At 63.0% G+C, this 23,610-nt stretch carries 21 protein-coding genes; 9 read left to right on the top strand and 12 right to left on the bottom strand.

The window, feature by feature from the left end; all coding sequences use genetic code 11:
- Window positions 1–15 precede the first annotated feature (15 nt).
- The 7 genes from NKH06_RS07350 to derI all read left to right on the top strand — a co-directional run bounded on the left by NKH06_RS07350 (window position 16) and on the right by derI (window position 7,542).
- Window positions 16–1,149 (top strand): ABC transporter permease, encoded by a 1,134-nt coding sequence (locus NKH06_RS07350; RefSeq protein ID WP_352892614.1) that lies wholly within the window; start codon window positions 16–18, stop codon window positions 1,147–1,149.
- Window positions 1,150–1,187: 38 nt separating this feature from the next.
- Window positions 1,188–2,129: a D-ribose ABC transporter substrate-binding protein gene (locus NKH06_RS07345; protein ID WP_013533072.1), complete on the top strand. Its 942-nt coding sequence runs from the start codon at window positions 1,188–1,190 to the stop codon at window positions 2,127–2,129.
- Window positions 2,130–2,225: 96 nt separating this feature from the next.
- Complete coding sequence (locus NKH06_RS07340; RefSeq protein WP_128302321.1) at window positions 2,226–3,785, top strand: FGGY-family carbohydrate kinase; 1,560 nt, start codon at window positions 2,226–2,228, stop codon at window positions 3,783–3,785.
- Window positions 3,782–5,299 (top strand): glycerol-3-phosphate dehydrogenase, encoded by a 1,518-nt coding sequence (locus NKH06_RS07335; RefSeq protein WP_128302322.1) that lies wholly within the window; start codon window positions 3,782–3,784, stop codon window positions 5,297–5,299. The genes NKH06_RS07340 and NKH06_RS07335 overlap by 4 nt, the downstream gene beginning before the upstream one ends.
- Entirely contained in the window at window positions 5,299–6,237 is a 939-nt protein-coding gene (locus NKH06_RS07330; RefSeq protein WP_023808905.1) for a sugar phosphate isomerase/epimerase family protein, read from the top strand. Before NKH06_RS07335 ends, NKH06_RS07330 begins: the two co-directional genes overlap by 1 nt.
- Before the next feature lie 66 nt (window positions 6,238–6,303).
- Entirely contained in the window at window positions 6,304–7,071 is a 768-nt protein-coding gene (locus NKH06_RS07325; RefSeq protein ID WP_023808904.1) for a triose-phosphate isomerase, read from the top strand.
- A gap of 33 nt (window positions 7,072–7,104) precedes the next feature.
- Window positions 7,105–7,542, top strand: a complete 438-nt coding sequence (gene derI, locus NKH06_RS07320; protein WP_013533067.1) for a D-erythrulose-4-phosphate isomerase — start codon at window positions 7,105–7,107, stop codon at window positions 7,540–7,542.
- Window positions 7,543–7,564: 22 nt separating this feature from the next.
- On the opposite strand, the gene dhaL is transcribed toward derI, so the two are convergent.
- The 4 genes from dhaL to oiaX form a co-directional block, all read right to left on the bottom strand.
- Complete coding sequence (gene dhaL, locus NKH06_RS07315; RefSeq protein WP_023808903.1) at window positions 7,565–8,206, bottom strand: dihydroxyacetone kinase subunit DhaL; 642 nt, start codon at window positions 8,204–8,206, stop codon at window positions 7,565–7,567.
- 27 nt (window positions 8,207–8,233) lie between these two features.
- On the bottom strand, window positions 8,234–9,241 hold the full coding sequence (locus tag NKH06_RS07310; RefSeq protein ID WP_023808902.1) for a dihydroxyacetone kinase subunit DhaK: 1,008 nt from the start codon (window positions 9,239–9,241) through the stop codon (window positions 8,234–8,236).
- Window positions 9,242–9,372: 131 nt separating this feature from the next.
- Window positions 9,373–10,707: a four-carbon acid sugar kinase family protein gene (locus NKH06_RS07305; protein ID WP_023808901.1), complete on the bottom strand. Its 1,335-nt coding sequence runs from the start codon at window positions 10,705–10,707 to the stop codon at window positions 9,373–9,375.
- Window positions 10,708–10,711: 4 nt separating this feature from the next.
- A complete protein-coding gene (gene oiaX / locus NKH06_RS07300; RefSeq protein ID WP_023808900.1) occupies window positions 10,712–11,962 on the bottom strand; it encodes a 3-oxo-isoapionate-4-phosphate decarboxylase OiaX in 1,251 nt (416 codons plus the stop codon).
- Window positions 11,963–12,147: 185 nt separating this feature from the next.
- Between oiaX and NKH06_RS07295 the strand changes: the two genes are divergently transcribed.
- Window positions 12,148–12,861 carry a transcriptional regulator NanR gene (locus NKH06_RS07295; RefSeq protein WP_352772162.1) on the top strand — a complete coding sequence of 238 codons (714 nt, stop codon included), beginning with the start codon at window positions 12,148–12,150 and terminating at the stop codon, window positions 12,859–12,861.
- Between the two features lie 2 nt (window positions 12,862–12,863).
- Here the strand turns inward: NKH06_RS07295 and apnL are convergent, their stop codons facing one another.
- The 8 genes from apnL to NKH06_RS07255 form a co-directional block, all read right to left on the bottom strand.
- Window positions 12,864–14,702, bottom strand: a complete 1,839-nt coding sequence (gene apnL / locus NKH06_RS07290) for a D-apionate lactonase (RefSeq protein ID WP_352892612.1) — start codon at window positions 14,700–14,702, stop codon at window positions 12,864–12,866.
- On the bottom strand, window positions 14,699–15,733 hold the full coding sequence (locus NKH06_RS07285; protein ID WP_352609306.1) for a Gfo/Idh/MocA family protein: 1,035 nt from the start codon (window positions 15,731–15,733) through the stop codon (window positions 14,699–14,701). The genes apnL and NKH06_RS07285 overlap by 4 nt, the downstream gene beginning before the upstream one ends.
- 2 nt (window positions 15,734–15,735) lie before the next feature.
- Complete coding sequence (locus NKH06_RS07280; RefSeq protein WP_023808896.1) at window positions 15,736–16,800, bottom strand: ABC transporter permease; 1,065 nt, start codon at window positions 16,798–16,800, stop codon at window positions 15,736–15,738.
- On the bottom strand, window positions 16,793–18,349 hold the full coding sequence (locus NKH06_RS07275) for a sugar ABC transporter ATP-binding protein (protein ID WP_352890897.1): 1,557 nt from the start codon (window positions 18,347–18,349) through the stop codon (window positions 16,793–16,795). The genes NKH06_RS07280 and NKH06_RS07275 overlap by 8 nt, the downstream gene beginning before the upstream one ends.
- Window positions 18,346–18,990: a DUF2291 family protein gene (locus tag NKH06_RS07270; protein WP_352892610.1), complete on the bottom strand. Its 645-nt coding sequence runs from the start codon at window positions 18,988–18,990 to the stop codon at window positions 18,346–18,348. Before NKH06_RS07270 ends, NKH06_RS07275 begins: the two co-directional genes overlap by 4 nt.
- A 95-nt stretch (window positions 18,991–19,085) precedes the next feature.
- A complete protein-coding gene (locus NKH06_RS07265) occupies window positions 19,086–20,027 on the bottom strand; it encodes a D-ribose ABC transporter substrate-binding protein (RefSeq protein ID WP_352892609.1) in 942 nt (313 codons plus the stop codon).
- A gap of 330 nt (window positions 20,028–20,357) precedes the next feature.
- Window positions 20,358–21,185: a phosphogluconate dehydrogenase C-terminal domain-containing protein gene (locus NKH06_RS07260; RefSeq protein ID WP_352440093.1), complete on the bottom strand. Its 828-nt coding sequence runs from the start codon at window positions 21,183–21,185 to the stop codon at window positions 20,358–20,360.
- A gap of 331 nt (window positions 21,186–21,516) precedes the next feature.
- Window positions 21,517–22,197, bottom strand: a complete 681-nt coding sequence (locus NKH06_RS07255; RefSeq protein ID WP_128302334.1) for a GntR family transcriptional regulator — start codon at window positions 22,195–22,197, stop codon at window positions 21,517–21,519.
- A 218-nt stretch (window positions 22,198–22,415) separates the two neighbouring features.
- On the opposite strand from NKH06_RS07255, the gene NKH06_RS07250 reads away from it, so the two are divergent.
- The gene (locus NKH06_RS07250) at window positions 22,416–23,543 is read left to right on the top strand and encodes a sugar ABC transporter substrate-binding protein (RefSeq protein ID WP_352892608.1); all 1,128 of its coding nucleotides are present in this window, start codon (window positions 22,416–22,418) and stop codon (window positions 23,541–23,543) included.
- The last annotated feature ends 67 nt before the right edge of the window (window positions 23,544–23,610 follow it).

Here is a 23,610-nt window from a genome sequence, read left to right as displayed (position 1 = left end):
TCGGAGCCCAGACCAATGACCGACGTCAGCCAGGCCAGAAAACAGTCCAGTCCAAGCGCGGGCGGCGAAGGCTTCGATCTCGCCAAGCTGCTGCTCGAGGGTCGCGCTTTCTTTGCCCTGATCGTCATCATCGTCGTGTTCTCGATCCTGTCGCCCTACTATCTCTCGGTGGCGAATTTCCTGACCATGGCCTCGCATGTCGCCATCTTCGGAATCCTCGCGATCGGCATGCTGCTCGTCATCCTCAATGGCGGTATCGACCTGTCGGTGGGGTCGACGCTGGGCTTGGCCGGTGTCGTTGCCGGGTTCCTGATGCAAGGCGTGACGCTGACCTGGCTGGATGTCGTTCTCTATCCGCCGGTCTGGGTGGTCGCGGTGTTGGCCTGCATGCTCGGCGCCGTCGTCGGACTGATCAACGGCGTGCTCATCGCGCGCTTCAAGGTTCCGGCTTTCGTCGCCACGCTCGGCGTCATGTACATGGCACGCGGCCTGGCGCTGCTGATGACCAGCGGCCTGACCTATAACAATCTCGGCGGCAAGCCCGAGCTCGGAAACACCGGCTTCGATGCGCTTGGCTTCAACCGCCTGTTCGGCGTGCCGACGGGCGTCGTGGTTCTCGTGGTCATCGCGCTCATTGGCAGCATCGTCTTGAACCGCACCGCTTTCGGGCGCTGGCTCTACGCCTCGGGCGGCAACGAGCGCGCGGCCGAACTCTCCGGCGTTCCGGTCAAGACGGTGCAGATTTCCGTCTATGTGCTGTCGGGCATCTGTGCCGCCATCGCCGGCCTGATCCTGTCCTCGCAGTTGACGTCGGCTGGACCGACCGCCGGCACCACCTACGAACTGACGGCCATCGCGGCCGTCGTCATCGGCGGCGCGGCACTGACCGGCGGGCGCGGCAACATCCGCGGAACCCTGCTTGGGGCCTTCGTCATCGGCTTCCTGTCCGACGGTCTGGTGATCATCGGCATCTCATCCTACTGGCAGACAGTGTTCACGGGCGCGGTCATCGTGCTCGCCGTGCTCCTCAATGCCGTTCAGTATCGCCGCCGTAGCAAGCTCCCAAGCGCGTCAGGTGGCCAACCGACTTCTCAGAAACGGGGGAAGGCCGAACCGGCCAATCCTGCCCAAGGGAAGACTGCCAGGTGAACTGGCAGCAACACCGCGTAATCATTGGAGGAATGTACATGAAAACCATGCTGAAAAGTCTGCTCGCCGCCGCGATGGTCGTCGGGTTCACGGCCGCCGCGTCAGCCGCGGGCCTGATCTCGATCATCGTCAACGATCCGGCCAACCCCTACTGGCTGACCGAGGGCAACGTCGCCAAGGCCGAGGCTGAAAAGCTTGGCTATACGGCCAATGTCGGTGCCCACAAGGGCGATACCAATACCGAAAGCAATTTGATCGACACCGCCATCACCAACAAGTCGGTGGCGATCATCCTCGATCCGGCCAACGCCGACGGCTCTGTCGGTGCGGTGAAGAAGGCGATTGCAGCCAACATCCCGGTGTTCCTCGTCAATGCCGAGATCAATCAGGAAGGCCTCGCCAAGGGTCAGCTCGTTTCCAATAACGCGCAGGGTGCTGCTCTCGGTGCCCAGCAGTGGGTGCAGGCCGTCGGCGAAAAGGGCAAATATGTCGAACTGCTCGGCGCCCCGTCTGACAACAACGCCGCCACGCGCTCGAACGGGTACGCGACTGTGCTGAGCCAGTACCCGGATCTCGAAAAGGCTGCTTCGCAGGTCGCCAACTGGGATCGTACCCAGGGCCACGACAAGATGCAGAGCATGCTGCAGGCCAATCCCGACATCATCGCCGTGATCAGCGGCAATGACGAGATGGCGCTTGGCGCGGTTGCGGCGCTGAAGGAAGCCGGCAAGCTCGCCGGCATCAAGGTCGGTGGCTTCGACGGCTCCCCGGATGCGGTTGCGGCGATCAAGTCCGGCGAACTGCAGTACACCGTGCTTCAGCCGGTCGCCATCTTCTCGGCCAAGGCCGTGCAGCAGGCGGATTCGTTTATCAAGACGGGTGCCACCGGTGCGGCGACCGAGAAGCAGCTGTTCGATTGCCTTCTCATCACCAAGGACAATGTCGACAAGTACACCGCACCCTTCGTGTTGTCTGAGTAATACCTGTACAGGGGGTGTCCTTGCGGACACTCCCTGCCTCTTCTACGAAATGACTGCCCTCGTGAACCGCCTTCGCAACCAACCGGAATTTGCGGCATGAAAGACCTGCTGATCGGCATCGACGCGGGAACGTCGGTGATCAAATCGATCGCTTTCGACCTGTCCGGGCGGCAGCTCGCCATGACGTCGGTGCCCAATAGCTTCGTCACGCTGGAAGGCGGCGGCGCCGAGCAGGACCTCGACCAGACCTGGCGCGACATGGCGCGGACCGTTCGCGATCTCGCGGCCAAGGTTCCCGACCTCGCGCAACGAACCGCGGCGGTGGCCATCACCGGGCAGGGCGACGGAACCTGGCTGATCGATGGCGACGGCTTGCCTGTCTCGCGCGCCTGGCTGTGGCTTGATGCCCGAGCTGGACATCTGGTGGACGAGATGCGCGCCGATCCCCGGGATCGCAGGCGGTTCGAGCTGACCGGCACGGGGCTGAATTCCTGCCAGCAAGGCGCCCAGCTTGCCTTCATGAAAAAGAACCATCCCGACATGCTGGAGCGGGCGGCGACCGCACTGCATTGCAAGGATTGGCTCTACTTCAAGATGACGGGCGAACGCGCCACGGATCCCTCCGAGGGAACCTTCACCTTCGGCGATTTTCGGTCGCGCAGCTATTCCGACGAAGCCCTCGACATCCTGGATCTGACGACGCATCGCCGCCTGTTGCCTCCCATGCTCGAAGGCACCACCGACCATCATCCGCTGTCGCGATCGGCGGCGGCAGAGACTGGCCTGCTCGAAGGCACGCCGGTGGTGCTGGGTTACGTCGATATGGTCATGACGGCGCTCGGAGCCGGCCTCTATGATCCCTCGGGCAATGTCGGCTGCACGGTCATCGGCTCGACCGGCATACACACACGCTTTGCCGCCACTCCCGACGATGTCGTGCTGAACGACGATGGCTCCGGCTACACGATCGCCATGCCTATTCCAGGCGCCTTTGCACAATTGCAATCCAACATGGCGGCGACGCTCAACATAGACTGGGTGCTTGGCCTTGCGCGCGACGTGCTCGCGACGGCTGGCGGCAAGCCTTCTCATGACGAGTTGCTGAAGGCCCTCGACGCTTGGGTGGAAGCATCGGAGCCTGGTTCGCTGATCTACCAGCCCTATATATCGCTGGCCGGTGAAAGAGGACCGTTCGTCGATCCTGACGCACGCGCTGGCTTCATCGGCCTTTCGGTCAAGCACGGCTTTGGCGATCTGGCACGCGGCGTCCTCGAGGGACTGGCCTTCGCCGCACGCGATTGCTACCAGGCGATGGGCGCCGTGCCGAGCGAGATCCGCCTGTCGGGCGGCGCCGCGCGCAGCCCCTCCCTACGCCGCATCATCGCGGCGGCGACCCGGGCGCAGGTGCGCACCAGCAGTCGCCAGGAAGCCGGCGCGGCAGGCGCCGCGATGATGGCGGCCGTCGGCCTCGGCGTCTATGGCTCGATGGAAGACTGCGCCGCCGAATGGGTGACGCCGCTTCTCGGCGACTGCGATGCCTATGACGAGGCGCTTTCGCATACCTATGATGCCCTCTTCCCTTCCTTCGTTGCAGCGCGTCAGGCGCTTCGGCCGGTGTGGAAGGGCATGGCGCACCGCACAGGAGCAAGATCTTGAGCAATACAACAGATGTCGTCGATCTCTTCGTGATCGGCGGCGGCGTCAATGGAGCCGGCATAGCGCGTGATGCGGCAGGTCGCGGGCTGTCCGTCATCCTGTGCGAAAAGGACGATCTCGCGCAAGGCACGAGCTCGCGCTCCGGCAAGCTGGTGCATGGCGGCCTGCGCTACCTCGAATATTATGAATTCCGGCTGGTTCGCGAAGCACTGATCGAACGCGAGGTGCTGCTCGAGGCAGCGCCGCACATCATCTGGCCGATGCGCTTCGTTCTTCCGCACAGCCCGCAAGACAGGCCGGCATGGCTGGTCCGGCTCGGGCTGTTTCTCTACGACCACCTTGGCGGCCGTAAACGCCTGCCGGGGACACGAACACTGAACCTCAGGACTGCGCCGGAAGGCGCGCCGATCAAGGACGAATTCAAGCGCGGTTTCGAATATTCCGACTGCTGGGTCGACGATGCGCGCCTGGTGCTGCTCAACGCCCTGGATGCCAGGCAGCGCGGTGCCAGAGTGCTCACGCGCACCGCCTGTGTCGCGGCCCGCCGCGAAAACGGACTATGGTCGATCGACATGCAGGATGGTCGCACGGGTGCGGTGACGAAGGTCCGGGCGCGGGCGCTGGTCAACGCGGCCGGGCCGTGGGTCAACGACATTGTCAGCCGAGTCGCCGGGCAGAACTCCACCCGCAATGTTCGCCTGGTGAAAGGCAGTCATATCGTCGTGCCCAAATTCTGGGAGGGGCGGCAGGCCTATCTCATCCAGAACAACGACAAGCGAGTGATCTTCGTCAACCCCTACGAGAACGATCTGGCGCTGATCGGCACGACCGACATTCCCTACGAAGGCAGGCCCGAGGAAGTGGTCGCCGAGGCAAGCGAAGTCGATTACCTGATCAAGGTGGTCAATCGCTATTTCAAGCGACAGCTGACGTCACAGGACGTGGTCCATAGTTTCTCAGGCGTGCGTCCGCTCTATGACGACAATGCCGACAATCCAAGCGCGGTGACGCGCGACTATATTTTCGAACTCGACGCCTCCAATGGCAACGCGCCGCTGCTGTCGGTGTTCGGCGGCAAGATCACCACCTTCCGCAAGCTGTCGGAACATGCGCTGGAAAAGATCCAGCCGTTTTTTCCGATGATGAAGAAAGCCTGGACGGCCAAAATCCCCTTGCCGGGAGGCGACCTGCCCAATGCGGACTTCGAGCAGTTCCTGAGCGATCTGCATTCCGAGTTTTTATGGCTCAGCCCGTCGCTGGTGAAGCACTACGCTCGAAGCTACGGCACCCGTGCCAGGCAATTGCTCGCCGGCGCACAGCGCGAGGCGGATCTCGGCCGCCGCTTCGGTCCCGACCTGTATGAGCGGGAGGCAAGGTTCCTGGCCGAGACCGAATGGGCCGGCACATCAGCCGATATTCTGGAACGCCGCACCAAACATGGCCTGCATCTCAATGCGGCCGAGCGGAAAGCATTCGAAGACTGGTTCGATAACATCATGGCGACGGCAGACTGATGGCCTTCACGCTTTCCCTCAACACCAATCCGCTGGTCAACCGTTTCGCCGATCCGGACGATTTGATCGACGCGATTGCCTATGGCATCGGTATCCGCGACGTGCAGCTGACGCATGAATTCGTCAATCCGGGCTGGCCGGCGGCAACGATTGCCAAATTCCTGCGCCTGTTCGACAGGGCGCTTTCGCGGACCGGCGTGCGGATCACCTCCGGCATGACCGGACCTTATGGCCGGCTCAATCACTTCGGCCATCCGGACGCGGATGTCCGGCGCTACTATGTCGACTGGTTCAAGACCTTCGCCGATATTTCCGCGGAACTCGGTGCGTCGGGCATGGGCACGCAGTTCGCCATCTTCACCCACAAGGACTTTGACGATCCGCAACGGCGGGCAGTGCTTCTCGATATCGCCCTCGAATGCTGGCGCGAGGTGGCCGAACACGCCAAGGCGGCGGGTCTGACATACCTGTTCTGGGAGCCGATGTCGGTCGGCCGCGAGTTCGGCCACACGATCGAAAGCTGCGCCACGCTGCAAGGCGCCATCGACGCGGCGAAGCTGCCCATACCGATGAAAATGATGGTCGACATCGACCATGGCGACGTCACTTCGCCCAACCCTGCCGACACCGATCCCTATGCCTGGGCGAAAGCGTTTCCCTTGCAATCGCCGATCATCCACATCAAGCAGTCGTCGATGAATAAGGGCGGGCACTGGCCGTTCACGGCCGCCTACAACAAGGATGGCCGCATAGTGCCGCAGAAGTTGCTGGACGCGGTTCGGCAGGGCGGTGGAACCGACAATGAAATTTGCCTTGAACTTTCCTTCAGGGAGAGGGAACCAGTCGACCATCAGGTTATCGAGATGATCCGCGAGTCGGTGGATTTCTGGGCGCCTCATATCGACAGCGGTCGCGACAGTCTCAAGCCTCGGGCTTGAGTGAAATGCTGGCTAGACGCCGGCACCGATGGTGGCCAGGAAAAACGCGCGTTGAAGGAGAAAAGAATGACCCCATATTGGGTCGGCACGAGCTGGAAGATGAACAAGACGCTTGCCGAGGCGCTGCAGTTCGCCGATGCGTTGGCGGCCTTCGTGCCTGACTTCGATCAGGCGATACAGCCTTTCGTCATTCCGCCGTTCACCGCCGCGCGCCAGGTCAAAGCGGCGCTGGCCAACACCCGCGTGAAAGTCGGCGCCCAGAACATGCATTGGGCCGACGCCGGTGCCTGGACGGGAGAGATCTCGCCAGTGATGCTGAAAGACTGTGGGCTGGATGTGATCGAACTCGGCCATAGCGAGCGTCGCGAGCATTTCGGCGAAACGGACGCGACTGTGGGACTGAAAACGGCGGCCGCTGTCAGGCACGGGTTCGTGCCGCTGATTTGCGTCGGCGAGACGTTGGCTGAGCGTGAATCAGGCCGCGCCGAGGCGGTGTTGACGGCACAGGTTCTCGGCGCGCTGCAAGAGCTGAGCGGCGATCAACTGAAGGCTGAAATCCTCTTTGCCTACGAGCCCGTCTGGGCGATCGGCGAGAAGGGCATTCCCGCCAGCGCCGACTATGCCGACAGGCAGCAGGCGCTGATCAAGCAGGTTGCCGCCGACCGGCTGCCGGCTGCCCCGCCTGTGCTTTACGGCGGCAGCGTCAATCCCGGCAACGCGGCCGAACTCATCGGCCAGCCGCATATCGATGGCCTGTTCATCGGCCGCTCGGCGTGGCAAGCGGAAGGCTATATCGACATTCTGAAAAAGGCGTCGGCCGCCATCGCGCGCTGACCGCTAAAAGACCAAGCAAAGGAGCTCATCATCATGAAGATCGCACTCGGAGCCGACAGCGCCGGCAAGCCGTTGCTCGACGTCATCGCCAAGCATCTCGCCACCAAGCCGGAACTGCAGGTCGTCGACCTAAGCCAGGCCGGATTCTACGCCGATATCGCCGCCTCGGTCGGCCACGAAATTCTCGACGGCAATTACGACCGGGCCATCCTGTTTTGCGGCACCGGCATCGGCGTCAGCATCTCCGCCAACAAGGTCCCGGGCATTCGCGCCGCATTGACCCACGACACCTATTCCGCTGAGCGCGCCGCCAAGTCCAATAACGCCCAGATCATCACCATGGGCGCCCGCGTCATCGGTCCCGAACTGGCGAAATCGATCGCCGACGCATGGTTGGCCTCGGAGTTCGATCCGAATGGCCCCTCCGCCACAAACGTGCAGGCCATCGACAAGCTCGACGCCAAGCGCTGAGGCGCGGAAGGCCCGTTACTGATCAGGTGGTCAAGGCGACCCGCATCGCCTCGATCACGGTCACGGCGGAGGCGGCGCCCGGGTCCATGTGGCCAAGCGAGCGTTCGCCGAGGCGCGATGCCCGGCCCTTGGTGGCGACCATCGACTTGGTCGCCTCCGCGCCGGCGTTTGCCGCTTGTGCAGCAGCTTCGAGACTGCCCGCCAGATCCTTGCCGGAGGTCAGCGCTTCGCCCGCCGCCTGCGCAGCCGGCGCCCATGCATCGATCATCGTCTTTTCGCCTGGCTCGGCCTTGCCGCGATCCTGAATGCCTTTGGCCATCGCCTGGAACAGAGTGACCACGTCCGCGTCGTCGAGCGTCGTCTTGCCCTTGACGGCTGCCGCGGCGCGCATGAACGCGGTCGCATAGAGCGGACCGGAGGAGGCGCCAACCGCATTCAGGAACGACTTTGCCGCCGTGTTCAGCAAGGTGGTCGGATCAGTGGCCTCGGTGTCCAGTGCGGCGACTGCATCGCGTGCCGCGGAAAATCCAAGCTCCATCGCGATGCCGTGGTCGGCGTCGCCGATAACTCCGTCAAGCGCGCATAGTCGGTCCCTGTCGGCCGACATGGCGGTTGCGATCGCCGCGAACATCGCGACAAGGCGGGCGGTGTCGATTGTCGTCATGTCTTAGTCCTTGCCACAGAAGTGGGTTTAGCCGGCGCGAAACATGGCGCAGTCGCAGGGGTGGTCCAGCATCGTCTGCAACTCGCCGTCCAGCCGATGCAGAGTGATCGAGGCCCCGGCCATTTCGAGCGAGGTGCAGTAATTGCCGACCCAGCTTGCGTGTATGGACACACCGATCTCATCGAGCCTCTGCTTCACGCGCCGGTTCATGATGTAGAGTTCCATCAGCGGCGTCGAGCCCAGCGAATTGACGAGCACCGCGACCTTGTCGCCGCGCGCCGGCGCCATCTCGTCGAGAATCCTGTCCAGCATCTCGTCGGTGATCTCGTCGGCTGTTTTCAACTTTTCGCGCGCGATGCCGGGCTCGCCGTGGATGCCCATGCCGATCTCCATCTCGTCCGGGCCGATCTCGAAATTCGGCCGGCGGGTCTGCGGCAGCGAACAGGGCGACAGCGCCACGCCCATGGTGAAGGTATGGTCGTTGGCCTTGCCGGCGACGCGCTCGCATTCGTCGAAGGACAACATCCGGTCGCAGGCGGCGCCGGCCGCCTTGAAGATGAAGAAATTGCCGGCGACGCCGCGCCTCTTGTGCCGCTGGTCGCGCGGTGCCGAGGCGACGTCGTCGGTGCTCAGCACCGTGCGCACCTCGATGTCGTCCATGGCGGCCATCTCGGCCGCCATGTCGAAATTCATCACGTCGCCGGCATAATTGCCGTACATGAAGAGCACGCCGGCGCCGCCGCTGACTGCCTTGGCGCATTCGAGGATCGGGTCCGGCGGCGGCGAGGCAAAGACATTGCCGATGGCCGCAGCGTCAGCCAATCCCTTGCCGACAAAGCCGAGAAAGCTCGGCTCGTGGCCCGAACCGCCGCCAATCACGAGGCCCACCTTGCCCTGGCGCGGTCCGTCGCGGGCGATGATGGAGCGTGGACTGCCGTCCACGCTTTTGAGATGGCGGGGATGCGCTGCCAGGATGCCTTCCAGCATCTCGTCAACGGCGCGGTTGCCATCGTTGATGATCTTCTTGGTCTGCACCCGACGTCCTCCCGATTTCGGCATTTTCGCAGATAGTACCGGGTGTTACCGGGATTTCCACCCGGCAAGGCGCATTTCGCGTGTTGAAGTGCTCTCGCACAGCGGCTCCTGAAATCCAGGTGTCGGCTGGTTCAAGTGCCGAGGCCGTCGCGGATGGCTGAGAAATAGCGATCGGTTCCGACCTGGCCGCCCTTGAGCGCGACCTCCAAGCCGTCGATCGCCTTGACGCGCGAGTGGGCAACGCAGAGCGGCGAGCCAGGCGAAGCGGGCAGCGGCATGCGAATTGTCAGGGCATCGACACCCATCTCGCCGAGTGCGTGGCTCGACGTGTCGCCGCCGGCAATGACCACGCGCCGCAAATTCTGTTCGATCGTCAGGCTGCGAAGGATTTCTCCAAGGCCGCGGCCAAGCCTGTGGCGGGCGCCTTCCTGCCGGTCGATTTCGGCGCCCCTGTCGGCATCGGGGCCAAGCGCGGTGTAGAGGATGACGCTGCGCCCGGCTTGCAGACTGGCACGGCCGCTTGCCGTTGCGCGCGCGATCGCCTGCTGCGAAGACTCCGAAACCAGCTCGACGGGATCGACCTCGATGCCGTCGAAACCGTCGGTCAGGGCATGCCGGATCTGCCGCTCGGTGGTCGGCGAACAACTGCCCGACACGACGGCTATCCGCTCGGCTGCGCCCGGCGGCGTAAAACCTTGTCCAGCGCCGACAATGTCATTCGACGCCCATTCGGCCAGCAATGCATACTCGACCCCGGACGAGCCGACGACAAAAGAACCGCCTGGCTTGCGAACGCGCCAGATCTCCTTGCCGGCCAGAGCCTGCGTTTCCAGATTGTCGACATCGAGAAGCACGATGGGGGTGCCGTTTCCGGTCAGGCGATCGAACGCGGCCGATCGCGACGCGGACTGCAGCGTTGCAAGGTCGATCAGCCCGGAGCTCAGCGCCGTCTGCCGCGACAGATGGATCAGGAGATCGGCCTCATCCATCGGCGTCGTCGGATGGCGGCTCATCACAGGGTGGCGATCGATGCGGAAATATTGGTCGCGATAGGCGGCGAATAGATGGCCGAAGGCGGTGTAGCGCTTGAGCTGCGGCGCGCCGACCAGCAGCGGCACACTATCCTGCGCGAACACCGAGCGGCCGACCTCGATGGCCCGGCCGATGCTGCCGACCGTTGGGCTGGAATCGAAGGTCGAGCAAACCTTGTAGTGGCAGATCGCGGCGTTGAGTGTCTTCAGCCAGGCAAAGGCATCGCGCAGATGCATGTCCATCCACTGCGGCGTCTCGCTGCGGCTGGTGCCGGCGAGGCCGATCGCCCGGCAATGGGCAAACCGCGAAAGCAAGGCATCGTCCGGCTGGCGCATGAACAGCACGGTCGGCACGCCGCCGAGCTCAAGCGCCTCCATGACATCGGTCGAGCCGGTCAGGTCGTCGCCATAATAGCTGAGAAGCAGGTTCTGCATGGCTTCAGGCTGCCTTGCCGTCGCCGAATTTTTCGATCGACCGCGCCAGTTCAGGGTGGTTCAGGGCGAAGTCGGCAAGCGGAATGCCGTCGACCGCCGCCTGCCAGGCTTGCTGCACGGCACGCACGCCGGCGCCCGGCCCGTCCGGATGGCTGACGATGCCACCGCCGCAGAGATAGAGAAGATCGACGGTCCGGCCGGTCCGCGCATATGTCTCGGGCGCCTGCCCGCCCCACTGGCCGGAGCCGGCGACCGGCAAGGCGCAGTCCTCAGGTGAGAAGATCGGCGTCGTCACCGCCTTGAACGACTCGACGAAGGAGTCATCCGGCTCCCAATATTTCGAGGCGATGCCGTTGATCTGGAATTGGTCGACGCCGAGCAGTCGCCAGAATTGCTGCCAGACCTTGAAGCCCATACCTAGCCCGGGGTGCCGGGTGAGGATGTCCCAGCCGTTGCGGTGAGCATGCAGCACCAGACTGGAGCGCTTCCTCAGGAACGCCATGCCACTGAGCCCGATCGAATTGATGTTGACAACAGCGCAATTGCCGCCGGCCTTCGCCACCAGATCGTGGTTGCGCATCATCTCATCCGGGTCGGCATGCGAAATGCCGAAGGCATACATCACTTTCTTGCCGGTCTTCTGCTTATGGTCGAGGATCAGCGGCATGATTGCCTTCACCCGCTCCGACAGCGGCGAATAGGCCGGGCTCATCAGCTTCTCGTCATCCTTGATGAAATCGACGCCGGCGGCGATCAGTTCCGCCACCATTGCCGCCGTCTCGTGCGGCCGCAGCCCGAGCGCCGGCTTGACGATGGTGCCGATGATCGGGCGGTCCGTCACACCGGTCAGTCGGCGGCTGCCGGCGACACCGAACTGTGGGCCGGGATGCGCGCCGCGAAAATCCTCCGGCAGCTTCATGTCGACGACGCGGATCCCGGTGAGGCCCTTGATCGAATAGGTGCCGCCGATGGCGATGGTCATCAGCGCCGAAAGGTCGGTGCCGATGGCATCGAACGGAAAGGCGATGTCGACATCGGCGCGTTTGAACGGCCCGCTGCCGTCATCGGGAAGTGACGGCCGCTCGGCATCGGGCAGAGGCCGGATCGCCAGCACGCGCGCCGCCACCCGGGCCTTCAGCTCTTCGGTCTCGCCGGGCAGCGCGACGAAGGTGCCGGTCGACTGGTCGCTGGCGATCTTGGCGGCCAACGCTTCGATGCTTCCAGGCGTTTCGATGCGATAGGTGAGGGTGATCATGGTCTGCTGTCTTAAGCCGAGGCGTTCGAAAAAGGTTCACCGGTGTTCTAAATCTGGTATAATGAGTACATAAGTATTGCAAGGCATATCCGGCTAGAAGTTTTAGGCAGATCGACAGGCGGCAATTTCCGGGAAATGTGGCGGCAGTGTTAGATAGGGCCGGCTCAAGGGAGTGATTCGCGACGATGAACCGTTCGGAACCGATTGTCCGGCGCAAGCTTTCCGACGAGGTCTTCTTGCGGCTGAAGCGCCTGATCACCAGCGGCGAATTGATGCCGGGTGACGACATGCCGTCGGAGCGCGAACTGATGGAGCGCTTCGAGGTCGGCAGGCCGGCGATTCGCGAGGCGATGCAGGCGCTGAGCAATATGGGCCTGGTCGCGATCTCGCATGGCGAGCGCGCCAAGGTGCTGCAGCTCACGGCAAAGTCGATCATCAAGCAGGTCGATGGCGCCGCCAAGATCATCCTGTCGTCATCGAAGGACGCGCTTGAGCACCTGAAGACCGCGCGCATCTTCTTCGAGCGCGGCATGGTCAGGGAAGCCGCCGAAAAGGCCACCGCCGAGGATGTGCAGCGCCTCAGGGCCACCGTTGCCGAACAGCGCGGCTTCCGTGGCGATTCCGAAGCCTTCATCTCCGCCGACATGAAATTCCATACCCAGATCGCCGCGATCTCAGGCAATCCGATCTATGTCGCCGTTAGTGAGGCGATGCTCGGCTGGCTGAAGGAATACCACACCGAAATGCTGATCTGGACCGGCAAGGAAAAGTTCACGCTGACCGAGCACGAAGAGATCATCGGCCGCATCGAGAAAAAGGATGCGGATGGCGCCGAGAAGGCGATGATCAAGCATCTCGAACGCTCGCGCGCGCTCTATGTGATGAATTCCGAAAAGTAACTTCAGCCGAGCCGGGTGATCGCGTAAGGCGTCATCACGAGATGGCCGCGGCCAAAAGCCGAAATGTCGACCGGCACTTCGTCCGCCGTCAGGTTCGCCAGCCACGCGATTGTCTTGCCCGAGGCGGAGCGCCCGGCCAGCGCCAGCACCTTGGTCTCATCGCTCGTCCTTGCCGACACATGCGCAAGGCCGGCCAGTTCGCAAAGCCCCTTGATGGCCCTGAAGAGCGGCCGGGGTGTTCCTTCCGCGACGGGTTCTCCAAATGACGCCAGCACGCCGAACGGTCCGGTGAAGCTGGAGAGCGTGAGCTGTTCCAGCCCAGCGGGCGCGATGCGCGCGGCATAGCCGATCGTCCATGCCGCCGCGAACTGGCCGGCATGGCGCGGGTCTCGGTCGGCCATGGCGATGCGCTGTCCCCCGGGATTGGGCTTGGTCGCGCCGCCATAGGGGTTCTGCCGCATGGCAATCGTCGATGGTCCGATCCGATAGGGTTTCGCCCCGAAGATCGCCCGCGCCGATTGGGTGATGAAAGGCAGCGCCTCCAGCGATTGCATGATGCTGAGATCGTCGGCGGCGTGAACGATCGGGCAAGTACAATGGGTGACGAAATCGAGCTGGTCCTCCGGCACGCGCTTGCGGTTGAGTTCGGTGAAATAGCTGAACATGCCGCCGCCGAGCCGGATGTCCGGAAAGGCGCGCCGCGCGGCCGCGTAAACGTTCTCGAGCGGCGGACAGTCCGGCCACGTGCTGCCCGGCGGTGTCGACTGCCGGTCGACCGAAGGCGACACGGCAATGGCCGAGAGTTTTAGCCCGGCCTCGCGCACCAGGCCGGCGACACCTGACATCTCGGCGTCGAGATCGCCAGCGCAGGCAACGACGCATTCGAGGGTCGTTTCGGCTGCGTAGGCAGTTGCCAGTCGGGCGAAAGCGCGCAAGGCGTCGAGCCCGTGGCCACGCGTCGGATCGTAGTGAAACAGCAGCTGTTGTGGGCCGAGTGCCGCCAGCGTGGAGAGGTTCGCCAGCGCCGTCTCGACATCCTCGGGATAGATGACCACGCCGACATCGGGCAGCCTTGGCCCGACCTCGCCGAGTCCAACGCGGACCGGTTCGCTGGTCACGGTGGCAGCCGGTGCTTTGCCTTCACCTGCGATGCGCAGGCTGATCGTCTGGCGCAGGGTTTGGCCGGCAGGCAGCACATACGGCCATGGCAGCGCCAGCGGCCGCACATAGGTCTTGTAGGATGCGTCAGACCAGTTGCGCTGGTCCTCCATTTCGAAAGTATCGCCTTCCATCCGGCATTCGGCGGTGACGCCAGGCCGAACCTGATGGGTGATGGCGCGGATATCCTTGAAAGGCTGCCAGGGGTCTATCAGTTCGGGAAGCTTTGTCGCCTCCACGCTGCCGTCCGTATGCTCGACCTTGACCGGGCTGCCGGCGAGGTCGGCGATAGGATGCAGGATGCAGAAGCCGCAGCGGTTGGTTTCGAAATCGCTTTCGGGAAGGGCGCTGACCTCGAAGGCCAGATGGCTATCGGCAGAGCCTTTGATGGTGGCGCGGAAGCCGAGCCGGCTTCCATCGGGGGCCAGGCAGCTTGCCGAATAGCTGACCGAAAAAGCGTCGGCCGCCTGGTTGATGATCAGGTCCGTCAAATTTGGCTCATAGGTGCCCCAGTCGCGGTCACGCCCGATATAGGCGATGGCGCGCAGCACCTCGGTGCCGCCATGCCGGATGGTGCGCAGATTGCCGTTGACGAAGTCGGCGCTGAGCGCGCCTGCGCGTAGCCTGATTGGTTCGGCCTCGACGGCATGCGTTCCGTAGAGCAGGAATGCGTCGGCGGTCATTTAAGCAAGGCGTCGAGCTGCACCGGTTGCCGGCTCGCGGCACCGGTGTAAGCCGCCTCGACCAGTGCGAACGTCTTGAGATTGTCGGCGCCCGAGGTCGCCGGTTCGATTCCCTTCGCCAGGCAGTCTACCCAATGCTGCTGGATGGCGACGACGCTTTCCTGAATGTTATGCCAGGGCCGCGACGCCCATGGCAGCAGCGGCGGCGAGACGTCGGTGACGACCGTGCCGTTCTTGCCGGTGACGGTGAGCCGGTATCCCTGCGCCAGCCGGATCGTTCCGTCGCTGCCGTCGATCTCGATCAGCGTCTCGGGAAACGGCTCGGTGGCAAGCTTCGTCGCATAGCTGCAGTCGACCACGGAGGTCGCGCCGCTCTTGTGGTCCAGAAGCATCGTCGCCACATCCTCGCCCGCGATACTAGGATTGACGCGGGCGGTTCGCGACGTGATGGTCGAGACGTCGCCGAGCAGGAAGCGGGCGATATCGAGGATATGGATGCCGAGGTCCTCGATGATGAAGCGCTTTCCCGTCGCTAGATAGGGCTGGCCGGAAAACACGTCATAGCCGGAGCGGAAGGAGATGCGCCCGAAGAAAGACGTGCCGATCTCGCCGCTGTCGAGCACGGCGCGCACCGCCTGGATCGGCGACTGCCAGCGAAAATTCTCATGCACCATCAGCGGCACGCCGGCTTCCGCGCATGCCCCGACCATTGCCTTGGCGTCGGCGAGCGTCGGCGCGAACGGCTTTTGGCAGATCACCGGAACGCGATGAGCGGCCGCCATTTCGACAAGCGGACGATGGCTGGGCGCGGTGGTGGCGATGTCGACGAAGTCCAGGCTTTCGCCGGCAAAAAGTTCCGCCGCATCGGTATAGCGCTTCGCTATGCCGAACTGGTCGCCGACGATCTTGAGCCGTTCCGGGTCACGGTCGCAGATAGCAACGATCGAAGCGCCCGCAATGCCGCGCCAGGCGTGCATCTGGTTGACGGCAAAGAAGCCGCAGCCGATCAGCGCTCCACGCAACTCCGCCATGCTCAACCCGCCTTCGCCATCTGCATCAAGGTGACGCGCTGTTGAAGCCGGCGTTGTGCCTGGTCGACGACAACGGCGACGATGATGACGAGACCCTTGATCACCATTTGCCAGAACGAACTCACACCCATCATCACCAACCCGTCCGAAAGAATGCCGATGACGAAGGCGCCGACGATGGTGCCGCCGATCGTGCCGCGCCCGCCCGACATCGAGGTACCGCCGAGCACCGCCGCCGCAATGGCGTTGAGCTCGAAACTTTCGCCTGTTGCCGGATGCGAGGCCATCAGCTCGGACGAGATGATCAGGCCGACGATCGCCGCGCAGAAACCGGAGAACATATAGACGAACATCTTCACCATGTTGACACGGACGCCCGAAATCCGCGACGCCCGTTCATTGCCGCCGACGGCGAAGATATGGCGGCCGAGCGGTGTGTATTTGGCGAGATAGGCGGCTCCCAGTGCAACGACGATCAGGATCCAGATCGCCACCGGCAGGCCAAGCAGCCGGCCTGCACCGAGGAAACCGAAACCGGTGGTGCCAAGCTCCGGCTTGCCGACGAGGTTGGGAAAGGTGCGGCCATCCGACGACAGCAGCGCCAGGCCGCGCGCGACATAGAGCACGCCAAGCGTGGCGATGAACGGCGCGACGTTCAGCCGGGTGATCAGCAAGCCGTTGACGGCGCCGATCAATATGCCGACGGCAAGCGTGATCAGCGCGATCTCGAAGACGTTGAAATAGATGGTGTAGCCGATCTGCAGGTCGATGCCATTGAGCACGAGATAGCCGGCCACCATGCCGCACAGGCCGACGATCGAGCCGACCGAAAGGTCGATGCCGCCGGTGATGATGACGAAGGTCATGCCCATCGCCAGGAACGCGTTCAGCGCCACGTGCTTCGACATCAGGATCAGATTGGCGGTCGACAGGAAATTCGGCGCCGCGATCGAGAAGAAGATCAGCACGGCGATAAGCGCGATGAAGGTCCTGAGCTTCATCAGCGTCAACAGCACGGAGCCGCTGGAAGCGGAATGAGCGGCCGCCTTGGCTGGGATGTCAGTCATGGGCGGTGCTCTCCGTGTGTGGGACCGGTCCGTGGCCAAGCGCGGATGCAGCCACGAGTGCCGCCTCCGTCGCCTCGGCACGGTCGAACATGCCGGTCAGTTTTCCGTTGCTCATCACCGCGATGCGGTCGGACAGCGCCATCACCTCATCGAGGTCGGAGGTGGCGAACAAAATCCCCAAACCGTCGCGGGACAGTTTGCGCATGGTGCGGAAGACGTCGGCCTTGGCGCCGACATCGATGCCTCGGCTGGGCTCGTCCATCAGCAGCACCTTGGGTTCGGTGAGCAGCGCCTTGCCGATCACCACTTTCTGCTGGTTGCCGCCCGACAGCGACGACACCTCCTGCGCAGGATCGGCGACCTTGATCGCCAGCTCCCGCACCATCTGCGTCACCGCCTGCCTTTCGCCGGCGCCACGGATATGGAACAGGCGGGCAAAGCGCGATAGGCTGGCCAGCGTCAAATTGCTGGCGACCGAGAGGATCGAGACCAGCCCTTCGCGCTGACGGTCTTCGGGGATCAATGCCAGGCCACGCCGGATGCGCCGCGTCGTATCGCGCTCCTTGACCTTTATACCGCCAATGAAGATCTCACCCGTCGAATGGCCGTGGCGGCCCATGATGCAGTCGAACAGTTCGCTGCGACCGGCGCCCATCAGGCCGTAGATGCCGAGGATCTCGCCGGCACGCAGCGACAACGAGACATGGTCGACGGCAAGTCCGCCGGTGGCGCGGGGCAGGCAGATCTCCTCGGCACGAAAAATCTCTTCTCCCGGAAGATGGCCGTCGGCCTTGGCGAAGTCCTTGGCATCGGAGCCGATCATCTGGCGAACGATCCACTGCGTGTCGACGTTCTTCATCTCCTCATGGCCGGTGATGCGGCCGTCCCGCAGCACGGTGATGTAGTCGCCGATGCGGATCAGCTCTTCCAGCCGGTGCGAGATGTAGACGATGGCGACGCCGCGCGCCTTGAGGTCGGCGATCACCTTGAACAGGATTTCGACCTCCGCCGCGCTCAGCGCCGAGGTCGGCTCATCCATGATCAGGATGCGCGCGTCGAGCGAGACCGCCTTGGCGATCTCGACCAGCTGCTGCTGACCGATGCGCAGATCCTCGACCAGCATATCGGGCCGGATGCCGGCTTGCAGGCGTTCCAGAAATTCCGCAGCGCGGTTTTCCTGTTGCTCGCGGTCGATCTTGCCGAAGCGGTTGGTGATCTCCCGGGTGGCGAAAATATTCTCGGCGACGCTCATGTTGCCGAACAGGTTCAACTCCTGGAACACCATGCCGATGCCACGGTTCACCGCATCGCCGGATGACGAGAAGGAAACCTCTTCGCCTTCCAGCAGGATGCGGCCGGCGGTCGGCCGTTCCACACCGGCGATGATCTTCATCAGCGTCGACTTGCCGGCGCCGTTTTCACCGACCAGCACGTTGACCGCGCCCTTGCGCACCTCGAAATTGGCGCGCTTGACCGCAACGGTGCCGGAATAGACCTTGGAGACGTCCTCGAGCTTCAGGATGATTTCGCGCTCTGCTGTCGCGCTCATGGCTTCGGCCCGATCTCTGCCTCCGCCGGCGTCACCAGCGGCAGGTCCTGGCCGTTGCCCAGCGTATAGGCACCCAGCACTTTGGCACTGCGGCCTTCCAGCGCCTCGCGCGGCAGCTTGGACAGCACCGTCTTGTCGGTGTAGCTGTTGAACGCCTTGCCGAACTGGGCGAAGTCGATCTGGTTGGTGAAGTCGTTGAACTGGATGAAGTCCAGGCTGTCGCGCAGCGCGGTGCCGCGCACCGCCGGTCCGATCTGCACCCGTGCATCGGCCTTGCCGTCGCCCTCGACATCGACGTCGACGGTTGCCGCCCGCGACTGCGTGTTGGCCGCGACGATCTTGCCTTCCAGGCGAACCGCGAAAGTCCAAGGCGAATTCGCCTGCTTGTTCGGATTGCCGTATTTGGCGCCGGCAGCCGATGGATCGGTTGTCGCCAGGGTGTGAACCTGCGCAAACGGTCCGGCTTTCTGCTGGAGATAGGGCACGACCTTTGCCGCCCATGTCTCTTCGACCATCTTGTCTGGATTGAAGGCGGGAGCGTTGTCTCCGACTTCCGATTTCGTAGGCAGGATCTTGCAGGCGGTCAGGCTGATGCCGACCATCACGGTAAGGATCGGCCAGTTCGGCTTGGTGTTCAGCATGGCGGCCTGTCGTTCAGCATCGTGGGCGACCCACGGAAAATGGCGGCGAGGGGCGAAAACCGATTTTCGCCCCTCGCTATTGAAATCACGCTGGCTCAGTTCGTCAGCGCGAAGGTCTCCAGCTTGGCGGCATTGTCGCCATTGATCAGAACGCAGTCCATCAACTGCTTTTCCTTGGCCGGCGACTTCTTGTTCTTGATGAAGTCGTTGGCCTGCTCGACCGCCCTCTGCGCCTGCGCGAAGGCCGGCTGCAGCACGGTTGCCTTGATACCGCCCGACGTGATGGAGTCCCGTACGTCGTTCGATCCGTCGAAGCCGACGACGATGACGTCCTTGCGGTTCGCCGCGGCAAGTGCCGCATAGGCGCCCATCGCCATCGTGTCGTTGCCGGAGATCACACCCTTGATGTCGGGGTTGGCCTGAAGGATCGATTCCATCTTGGAATAGGCTTCCGTCTGGCTCCAGTTGGCCGACTGCTGGGCGACCATCTTCAGGTCCGGATAGTCGTCGATTACGTCGTGATAACCCTTGGAGCGAATGCCTGCATTGGTGTCGGATTCCTTGCCGACCAGTTCGACGAAATTGCCCTTCTCGCCCATCAGCTTGACGAACTCCTGCGCGCCGAGCTGGGCACCCTGGTAGTTGTTGGACACGATCTGCGCCACGGCGACGCCGGTGGCGTTGATCTCGCGGTCGATCAGGAAGGACGGAATGCCTGCGTCCTTGGCCTTCTGCACGGCGGCGACGGTGGCGTCGGCGCCTGCATTGTCGAGGATGATCGCCTTGGCGCCACGGCCGATCGCGGTGTCGATCAGCTCGGACTGCTTGTTGGCGTCGTCGTCATGGACCAGCACCAGCGCTTCGTAGCCGAGTTCCTTGGCTTTGGCTTCGGCGCCGACGGCTTCCGCCTTGAAGAACGGATTGTCGTGCGAGGGCGTGATAATGGCGATGAGATCCGCCGCGTAGGCGGGCACTGCCGTGCCAAGCGCCAGCATGCCGGCGAAAGCCGCAAGCGTCATTCTGCGTGTGAGTTTCATGAAGTCCTCCCGTTTGAAAAAATTGCCTTGATCGGCCAATGGCTTTGTCTGCATCCGAATTCGTCAGGCAGCGCGGGCCGCGGATCGCTTGGGTCAAAAAACCGTTGCCGGCTTACCCAAGACGGATCGTTGCTCCCCAGCCCTCCTCCACTCGCCCAGGCATCCTGCTCCCTGCGAAACCTTGTCGATCCGAGCCATGAACAGCTAAGCCAACTGGTATGATGAGTCAACCACAAATTCAGGTGACATGTACCTGATGAGCTACCAAAACCGAGGGTCGGCAATGACATGCCGGGCCCTCGAGGTGCTGCGTCAAGCACCTGTCTTCTCTCAGGTGATCCGCTGAATGCTGGCGGCGATCTCTTCCGGTTCGAACACCCGCTTCCAGTCGTCACGCATCAGCACCGGCTTGCCGAACTCGATCGCCTTGTTGCAGGCGTCCGAGAAAACGCCCTTGGTCTCGCCGAAAATGACGGCGCCGAGCACGTTCATATGGCCGAGCAGGAAGTCGAGTGCCGCCTGCTGGTCGACGCCGCGCGCCACGACCTCGTCGACGGCTTCTTTCATGACCACCAGCAACGAGGCGCACACCGTCTCCGAAAGGCCAGGCTCGAGCAGCGCCATCTGTTCGACGCTGACGCGGTGCGAACGCATCACCGGCGCCCATATGATCTTCGCGATCGCCTCGCCCTTGGCGTAGTCCTCTTCCGGCCCCTGCATCAGGGCGCTGACCATATGCTGCTTGGCCTTCACGCCGCCGAAATAATCCTTCTTCGCGGCCATGTCCGTCTCGTCATTGAAGATCGGCGGATGGCAGGGGTGGGTGACGAAATAGGTGAGGTCCGGCCGCTTCGGCAGATGGCCGGCAAAGGGTGCTGCCGCGTCGAGCACCACCACCATCGTGCCTGATACCAGCTTGCTCTCGATGCTGGCCGCTACCTTGCCGATATGCGTGTCTGGGACGGCCAGGATCACCACATCGGCGTCCTTGAGCGCCTCGTCGGCACTGACCGTATCGAAACCCAGTCCGGTCTTCAGCCGTTCGCGGCCGGCATCGCTGACCTCCACATGGCGTATCGTATAGGGCGACCCGCGAAAATTGGCCGACAGGCGGTAGCCCATTTTTCCGCCAGCCCCGAACAGCGCAATCGTTGTCATCTGGTCACCACTCCATCTCAGCCGACGGTATCGCCCGTCGTCTACTTATCAACTGGTATAATCACGCTACCAGATTTTGGCAATCGATAATGACCGTGCGCGCAGGGTCATGCGTTTGCGGCGTAATCGCCTGCCGCCCAGCAAGCTCCAGCACGAAGATGACAATGATGTTTCGCCCACGAACTGCTCCGTGAACAGAACCTTGGATGGCGCGCTCAGGGGATACGATCAGCCCGAAGAAGCCCGCACTGGCCGTTAAATGCGCATTGGCGCTCTGCCATCACCAGGGATGAGCCGGCATGTGATAGGCGGTCGGAGACTGGGTCGGGCGCTACTTCAAAAGATCGACCAGCACGTCGAAAGCGGCGTCGATGTCGGCGCGGACCGCGGCCCTGACGGCTTCCGCGTCCCGGTTTCTCAATGCCGCGAACATCGCCTGATGGTGTTCGTTGGCGGTCGAGTAGTTTCCTGAATCGTGCAGCATGTTGAAGTAGGGGCTGATCTGCAGCCACAGGTTCTCGATGATGTTGAGCATGTTCTCGGAACCGGCTGCCCGATAGATCGAGAAATGAAAGGCGTAGTTGGCGCGCAGGTAGGATTTGACGTCGCCGGCGGCATTGGCCTGTTCGAGCGCATCCAGATGCTGGCGCAACTGCGCCACGGCCTGGTCGCCCATACGCTCCGCAGCCCATGCGGCCGCGATCGCCTCGATCTCGAACCGGACATTCCTGAGGTCGACGAGGCGTGCGCGGCTTAATGCCGGAATGCCGATCGACCGACCTGAAACCACCATCAGCGCGTTGGCGGCCGTCAGGCGCCGCAACGCTTCCCTGACCGGCATCGGGCTGACGCCAAAAGCATCGGCAAGGCTCTGAACCGTGACCATCTCGCCCGGCACGATGCTACCGTCGAGGATCAGTTCGGTGACATGGCGATAGACCCTGTCCTGCAGGGTTTCCCTGGACAGGGGTGCGATCTCGACCCCCGGCTTTCTGAACGCCGATCCAGCCATCTCCCGTCAACCTTCCCGCCCAAGGGCGACGCTACCTGCATCCGGAATGCAAGGTTCAAGGTGCCGCGTCAAGCGCCCACGGGCGCCCGTTTTGATATTAAGCGATTTCATCATTGATCTTTGATCAAATCATGTTACGGTCGTCGGCATCGAATGGCAAGGGTTACGTTTTGTGCTCTTGGGAGGCATTCGGTCGTTCTGTTTGGGAGGAGTTTCACATGAGTATCGGATCGAAAGTCCGGCGGCTCGCGCTGCTGGCCGGGATGGCTGCATGCGCCTTCGGCCTGTCCGCCGCGCAGGCCGCCGAGAAGCACAAGATCTTTCTCAGCATGAGCTACATCGGCAATGATTGGCAGGCGGAGGCGGCCAACATGGTCAAGGCCATGGCCGCCCACAAGAGCCTGGCCGACAAGGTCGACCTGCAGGTCCAGGTCGCTGGCCCCAACGCGCAACGCCAGATTCAGCAGATCAACGCAATGGTGCAAAGCGGCGCCGAGGCCATCGTCGTGTATCCGATCTCGCCGACCGCGCTCAACCAGGTCGTCAAGAATGCCTGCGACAAGGGCGTGAAGGTCTTTGCCTACGACGCCGAGATCACCGAGCCTTGTGCCTACAACGTCCACATCGACCAGCTGGAAGCCGGCAGGGTGACCGCCGAATGGCTGGTCAAGAAGCTCAACGGCAAGGGCAACATCATCGCCATCACGGGTGTCCCGGGGACATCCGTCGACGATCAGCGGACAAAAGCCGCCAAGGAAGTCTTCGCCAAATATCCTGATATCAAGATCGTCGGCGAGGCTGTCGGCATGTGGAGCCAGGCGGTCGCCCGCACCGAACTTTCGAAAATCCTGGCCACCCGCAATTGGGACGACATCAACGGGCTGTGGATGCAGGTCGGCTGCTTCACCGCCAACTCGATGCAGCTCGAGGCCGGCAAGAAGACAAGCGAACTCCTGCCTTGCGCCGGCGAAGGTTCCAATGGCGGCCGCATCCAGATGCTGCCGGAGGGCACCGAAGTCGAAGGTGCGGCCGCCCCTTACGCGCCGGCCGGCGCACAACGCATTTCCTACGCCTCGCCGCCTTATTCGGGTGCGCTGGCGCTGAAGCTTGCCGTCGAGGCGATCGAAGGCAAGGACGTGCCGAAGACCACCATCCTGCCGCTGCCGGTCGTCACCAATGAGACGATCAAGCTGTGCGACGAAGGCACATGGGCGGAGATGAAGGCCGGCTGCAACGCCTTCAAGCCGTCGCTGGTCTCCAATCCGGGCTGGTTTGCCTCGATCTTCTCGGACCAGACACCCGAGGTCGGCCTCGCGGCTGCCCTCGTCGGACAACCGGAAGAATAAGCCTCCCAAGGCGATCTTGACGATGCGCGGACATTTTCTGTCCGTGCATCGTCGGTCCATGCCAAGC

It is taken from the genome of Mesorhizobium sp. M1342 (assembly GCF_040317955.1).
Taxonomy (GTDB): domain Bacteria; phylum Pseudomonadota; class Alphaproteobacteria; order Rhizobiales; family Rhizobiaceae; genus Mesorhizobium.
This window is presented reverse-complemented; position numbering and strand designations above follow the sequence as displayed.